The organism is Buttiauxella sp. (genome assembly GCF_035271705.1).
In the GTDB taxonomy this organism is placed as follows: domain Bacteria; phylum Pseudomonadota; class Gammaproteobacteria; order Enterobacterales; family Enterobacteriaceae; genus Buttiauxella.
The window spans coordinates 1-5,545 of sequence record NZ_DATERI010000177.1; the positions used below are offsets into that span (position 1 = coordinate 1).

Consider the following 5,545-nt stretch of genomic DNA (forward strand, 5'->3'; position numbering starts at 1 on the left):
GAGAACGTCATCAAACGTCAGTGCTTCTTTAGCGATTCGTAGCATGGCAATATCTCAACCTGGGGTGAATGAGAACAGACAAAATATTGCCGCGGCATTATACAGAGCGGAATCGATTGCATCCACACTTTTTTAAGAAAAATCCTTGCCAAGTGCAATACGAAAGGTACTATCGACCGAATAACCTGCTGATTTAAAATTTGATCTAGGTCACATGCCAACGATAAATTCCCCTTCAATTTTTACTGTCAGCCGCCTGAATCAGACGGTCCGTATGCTGCTGGAACAAGAGATGGGGCAAGTTTGGATCAGTGGTGAAATTTCTAATTTTACCCAACCGGCTTCCGGTCATTGGTACTTCACGCTCAAAGACGATACCGCGCAAATTCGCGGGGCGATGTTCCGCAACAGCAATCGTCGCGTCACCTTCCGCCCGCAACACGGGCAACAAGTTTTGGTACGCGCCACACTGACGCTGTATGAGCCACGAGGTGATTACCAAATAATCGTTGAAAGCATGCAACCTGCAGGTGAAGGGCTATTGCAACAGCAATACGAAGAGCTGAAGCAACGTCTTACCGCCGAAGGTTTGTTTGAGCAAATTTATAAGCAGCCATTGCCAACACCCGCGCATCAAGTTGGGGTCATAACGTCAAAAACAGGTGCCGCACTGCATGACATTTTGCATGTACTGAAACGTCGTGACCCTTCGCTGCCGGTGATTATTTACCCTACTGCGGTCCAGGGTGCTGATGCGCCAATGCAAATCGTGCGTGCCATAGAATTAGCCAACCTGCGCAAAGAGTGTGATGTGCTGATTGTTGGGCGTGGCGGCGGTTCACTGGAAGATTTGTGGAGCTTTAACGATGAGCGGGTAGCTCGGGCGATTTTTGCCAGCAAGATCCCGGTAGTTAGCGCTGTTGGTCATGAAACCGACGTCACAATCGCCGATTTTGTGGCAGATGTTCGTGCACCGACCCCTTCCGCTGCGGCAGAAATTGTTAGCCGTAACCAACTTGAGTTGCTGCGCCAGCTTCAATCTCAACAACAACGCATGGAAATGGCGATGGATTACTACCTCGCCCAGCGTACGCAGCGCTTCACGCGTTTGCACCACCGTTTGCAGCAGCAACATCCGCAACTGCGTCTGGCTCGCCAACAAACCATGCTTGAGCGTTTGCAACAACGCCTGAATGTCGCGATGGATGCAAAACTGCGCCGGGCGACGCAACAACAGCAACGTTTGATGCAGCGTTTAAATCAGCAACAGCCGCAGCCGCGGATCCACCGCGCCCAGACTCGCTTGCAGCAGCTTGAATATCGTCTATCGCAGATTGTGGCGGCACGCCTGAGTCAAACTCGCCAACGCTTTGGCACCGCTATCGCGCAGCTTGAAGCGGTTAGCCCGCTGGCAACACTTGCGCGTGGTTATAGCGTGACAACCGCGACTGATGGCAAAGTGCTGAAGAAAACGAAACAGGTGCATTCCGGAGACACGCTAACCACACGTCTGGAAGATGGTTGGGTGGAAAGCCAGGTCACCGGCATTACACCGGTGAAGGCTGCTCGCAAGCGTAAAACAGTGGCGAAAAGCTAGAACTTAGTCAGCAACAGGTACGAACTCGACGCGTTTCTTCGAGATCAATCCATGGCCGTTTTGGCAGAAATAGTCGACTGCGCCACACGCTTTTAAAACTTCCAGCGGCTTATGGCAATCCGGGCAGCGGGCTTCCAGGCGAAAATCCTGCTTGCAGGACTCGCAGCGCGCACCCGAGTCTGTTTGCTGTAACGGGGTTTCACATACCGGGCATTTCACTTCCATAATGACTCCTGAAGCCAATCACCGGAAGCACAGGCTTCCGTCACAATGATTTGTTTTTTTGATGATAAAGACACCATTAAGCATTAACAACACTTTCAGTGGCACACTCCCTGAAATGTAGCAGCCCCGCTCCCCTTAAGAGTGCAACACGTCTTCACCCTGCCTATTTTCCTTATTGAAATAACACTATCATCATGATTAGTATCGTCTTTATTTTATGGCACTTTGTTTGCATTGCCTTACGAATACTGTGACTAATGGCGAGGCAGTGAATAATGACAACGCAAACAACAACACTAAAAAGAACGCTCGGCAGCTTCCGTCTGTGGGGGATCGCTGTAGGGCTGGTAATATCCGGTGAATATTTCGGCTGGAGTTATGGCTGGGCTCAAGCTGGAACAATGGGGTTTCTGATAGTGGCAATCGCAATTGCCGCAATGTACTGCGCCTTTATTTTTAGCTTCACCGAATTAACGACCGCGATTCCACATGCGGGTGGCCCCTTTGCTTATGCGTACCGTGCTTTCGGGCCAACCGGTGGTTTTATTGCCGGATTCGCCACGCTTATCGAGTTTGTCTTTGCTCCACCTGCCATAGCGATGGCAATTGGTGCCTATCTTAACGTGCAGTTCCCCACTTTGGATCCCAAATGGATTGCCTGCTCGGCGTACATTATCTTTATGGCGCTCAATATCCTCGGTGTCAGTATTGCCGCCACGTTTGAGTTAATTGTCACCTTGCTGGCTATCTTCGAATTGCTGGTCTTTATGGGCGTGGTCGCACCTGGCTTCTCGTGGGAAAATTTCTCAGCCAACGGGTGGGCGGGCTCAAATACCTTTAGCGAACTGGCATTGCCAGGAATGTTTGCCGCTATCCCCTTTGCTATCTGGTTCTTCCTGGCTATTGAAGGCGCATCCATGGCCGCAGAAGAAGCGAAAGATCCACAACGCACCATTCCACGCGCACTCGGCGGTGGCATTATCACTCTCACAATCCTGGCGATTGGCGTAATGATATTCGCAGGCGGTGTCGGTGACTGGCGCACGCTGTCAAACATTAACGACCCGCTTCCTCAGGCGATGAAAGTCGTGGTTGGAGATAATAGCGGCTGGCTGCACATGTTGGTTTGGCTGGGATTATTCGGACTGGTTGCCTCATTCCACGGGATTATTATGGGGTATTCACGTCAGATTTATTCACTCGCACGCGCAGGCTATCTGCCTGCCAGCCTCGCAAAACTTAATAGCCGTACCCGCACGCCTACTCTGGCGATTCTTGCGGGAGGCGTGGTGGGTATTGCGGCTATCTTTTCGGACTCGCTCATTACCATCAGCGGAATGCCGCTCACCGCCTGCATTGTGACGATGTCGGTATTTGGCGCGATCGTCATGTATATCACTTCAATGGCGGCGTTGTTTAAATTACGCCGTAGCGAGCCGAATCTTATTCGCCCGTTCAAAGCACCACTGTTCCCGTTCGCTCCAGCGTTTGCTCTGGCGATGGCCGTCCTGTGTCTGGCGGCGATGGTATACTACAACACATTACTGGCGATGATTTTCGGTGTGATGATGCTGGCAGGATATCTTTGGTTTAGATCCACAGCGGCCGCACGAGATCGTGCCGCGCTGGACCCACAACTACGGGTGGTCTCCTGAGGAGGAGAAATGTATAACACCACACTGGCGCATCGAAGTTATCGGTTCGCCAGCCTCAAGGAGTTAATGGCCAAGGCTTCCCCGGCGCGATCCGGGGATAATTTGGCAGGAATTGCGGCGGATAGCGCAGAAGAACGCATGGCAGCAAAAATGGCATTGGCCGATGTTCCATTGCGAGAAATCCTCGATAATCCGCTGATCCCCTACGAGCAAGATGAAGTCACCCGCCTGATTATTGATACTCATGATAAAACCGCTTTTCAGGCTATTAGCCATTTAACCGTCGGTGATTTTCGTGACTGGCTGCTTGATGACACCACCGACAGCCAGGTACTACGCCTGGTTGCCAAAGGCATTACACCGGAAATGGCAGCGGCGGTAAGTAAACTCATGCGCAACCAGGATTTAATTCTGGCGGCGAGTAAATGCCAGATAACCACCCAGTTCCGCAATACTATCGGTCTGCCGGGTCATCTTAGCGTGCGCCTGCAACCCAACCACCCGACTGACGATATGAAAGGTATCGCGGCCAGCATGCTTGACGGGCTGCTGTATGGCGCCGGCGACGCAGTGGTTGGCATTAATCCCGCCAGCGACAGCCTGCCAGTGCTTGAACGGCTGAATTACATGATGGATGACATCATCAGCCGCTTTGCTATTCCGACTCAATCCTGCGTACTGACCCATGTGACCAACACTTTGCAGTTGATTGAGCGCGGTGCGCCAGTCGATTTAGTGTTTCAATCCGTCGCGGGGACAGAAGCGGCTAACACCGGTTTTGGCATTAATCTGGCTCTGTTACAGGAAGCGTATGATGCGGCTCTGAGCTTAAATCGCGGCACACTTGGCAATAATGTGATGTATTTCGAAACCGGCCAGGGAAGCTGTCTGTCCTCCAACGCGCATCATGGCGTCGATCAACAAACCTGCGAAGCTCGCGCTTATTCTGTGGCTCGTCATTTCAATCCGTTACTGGTAAACACAGTAGTGGGATTTATTGGACCGGAATATCTGTATGACGGGAAACAAATTATCCGCGCGGGGCTGGAGGATCATTTCTGCGGAAAGTTGATGGGATTGCCGATCGGCTGTGATGTTTGTTACACCAATCACGCAGAAGCCGATCAGGATGATATGGATACCCTACTGACCCTGCTGTGTACTGCCGGACTGACCTTTTTAATCGGCGTGCCGGGTGCGGATGACATCATGCTCAATTATCAAAGCACCTCTTTCCACGACGCATTGTACGCCCGCCGTTTACTGGGGCTGAAACATGCGCCGGAATTTGCCCAATGGCTGACCCGCATGCAGATTATCGACTCATATGGACAGCTACGTTTGACCGGTGCGAGCCATCCCCTGTTAGCCGCACTTCCGCAAGGAATGATCTTATGAATGCCGATGCCTGGACAGTGTTACGCGGATTCACCGATGCGCGTATTGCCCTTGGGCGCAGTGGCGCGAGCTTGCCCACCAAAGAAGTTCTCAATTTTGGCCTTGCTCATGCGCAGGCCAGAGATGCTGTCCATCAGCCCTTTCATAGCGATGAGATAGGCAAAGAATTGGCGGAGATGGGTTTGCCCACGCTGACGGTTAAGAGTGCTGCGCAAGACCGTCACATCTATCTGAACCGCCCGGATCTGGGGCGTAAACTTGATGATGAAAGCCGAGCGATGTTACAAACCAGTAATATCGGCAGTTACGATCTGCTGCTGGTGATTGGCGATGGCCTCTCTTCTCACGCGGTACATCGTCAATCCGTGGCGCTGATTCGCGCGCTGTTGCCTTATCTCAATACGCTGGGGCTGACTCTGGCTCCTGTCGTGCTGGCACACCAGTCACGAGTCGCTTTAGGCGACGATATTGGTGAAATACTCAATTGCAAAGCGGTGGCGATGCTGATTGGTGAACGACCCGGGCTATCTTCACCAGATAGCCTCGGGGTTTATCTGACGTGGAAACCCGAACGCAAACGCCTGGAGTCTGAACGCAACTGTATCTCAAATATTCGTCTGGAAGGGCTGAGCCATTCCGCCGCCGCGTTTAAACTTGCCTGGCTGCTGGA

At 52.1% G+C, this 5,545-nt stretch carries 5 protein-coding genes; 4 read left to right on the forward strand and 1 reads right to left on the reverse strand.

Going from position 1 to position 5,545, the window contains the following annotated elements; all coding sequences use genetic code 11:
* The first annotated feature begins 214 nt into the window (after positions 1-214).
* Positions 215-1,597: an exodeoxyribonuclease VII large subunit gene (gene xseA, locus VJY99_RS16210; protein ID WP_324120292.1), complete on the forward strand. Its 1,383-nt coding sequence runs from the start codon at positions 215-217 to the stop codon at positions 1,595-1,597.
* 3 nt (positions 1,598-1,600) lie between these two features.
* On the opposite strand, the gene VJY99_RS16215 is transcribed toward xseA, so the two are convergent.
* Complete coding sequence (locus tag VJY99_RS16215; RefSeq protein ID WP_324120294.1) at positions 1,601-1,822, reverse strand: zinc ribbon domain-containing protein; 222 nt, start codon at positions 1,820-1,822, stop codon at positions 1,601-1,603.
* Positions 1,823-2,097: 275 nt separating this feature from the next.
* On the opposite strand from VJY99_RS16215, the gene eat reads away from it, so the two are divergent.
* The 3 genes from eat to eutC form a co-directional block, all read left to right on the forward strand.
* Positions 2,098-3,477, forward strand: coding sequence for an ethanolamine permease (eat, locus tag VJY99_RS16220; protein ID WP_324120295.1), 1,380 nt, complete (start codon positions 2,098-2,100; stop codon positions 3,475-3,477).
* Between the two features lie 9 nt (positions 3,478-3,486).
* Positions 3,487-4,875 (forward strand): ethanolamine ammonia-lyase subunit EutB, encoded by a 1,389-nt coding sequence (locus VJY99_RS16225; protein ID WP_324120297.1) that lies wholly within the window; start codon positions 3,487-3,489, stop codon positions 4,873-4,875.
* The coding region (gene eutC / locus VJY99_RS16230) for an ethanolamine ammonia-lyase subunit EutC (RefSeq protein WP_324120299.1) at positions 4,872-5,545 on the forward strand (674 nt) is incomplete at its 3' end. The genes VJY99_RS16225 and eutC, both read left to right, overlap by 4 nt.

Coding starts and splice junctions, on each gene's coding strand:
- eat (WP_324120295.1), top strand. CDS start 2,098: ATGACAACGCAAACAACAACACTAAAAAGAACGCTCGGCAGCTTCCGT.
- xseA (WP_324120292.1), top strand. CDS start 215: ATGCCAACGATAAATTCCCCTTCAATTTTTACTGTCAGCCGCCTGAAT.
- VJY99_RS16215 (WP_324120294.1), bottom strand. CDS start 1,822: ATGGAAGTGAAATGCCCGGTATGTGAAACCCCGTTACAGCAAACAGAC.
- VJY99_RS16225 (WP_324120297.1), top strand. CDS start 3,487: ATGTATAACACCACACTGGCGCATCGAAGTTATCGGTTCGCCAGCCTC.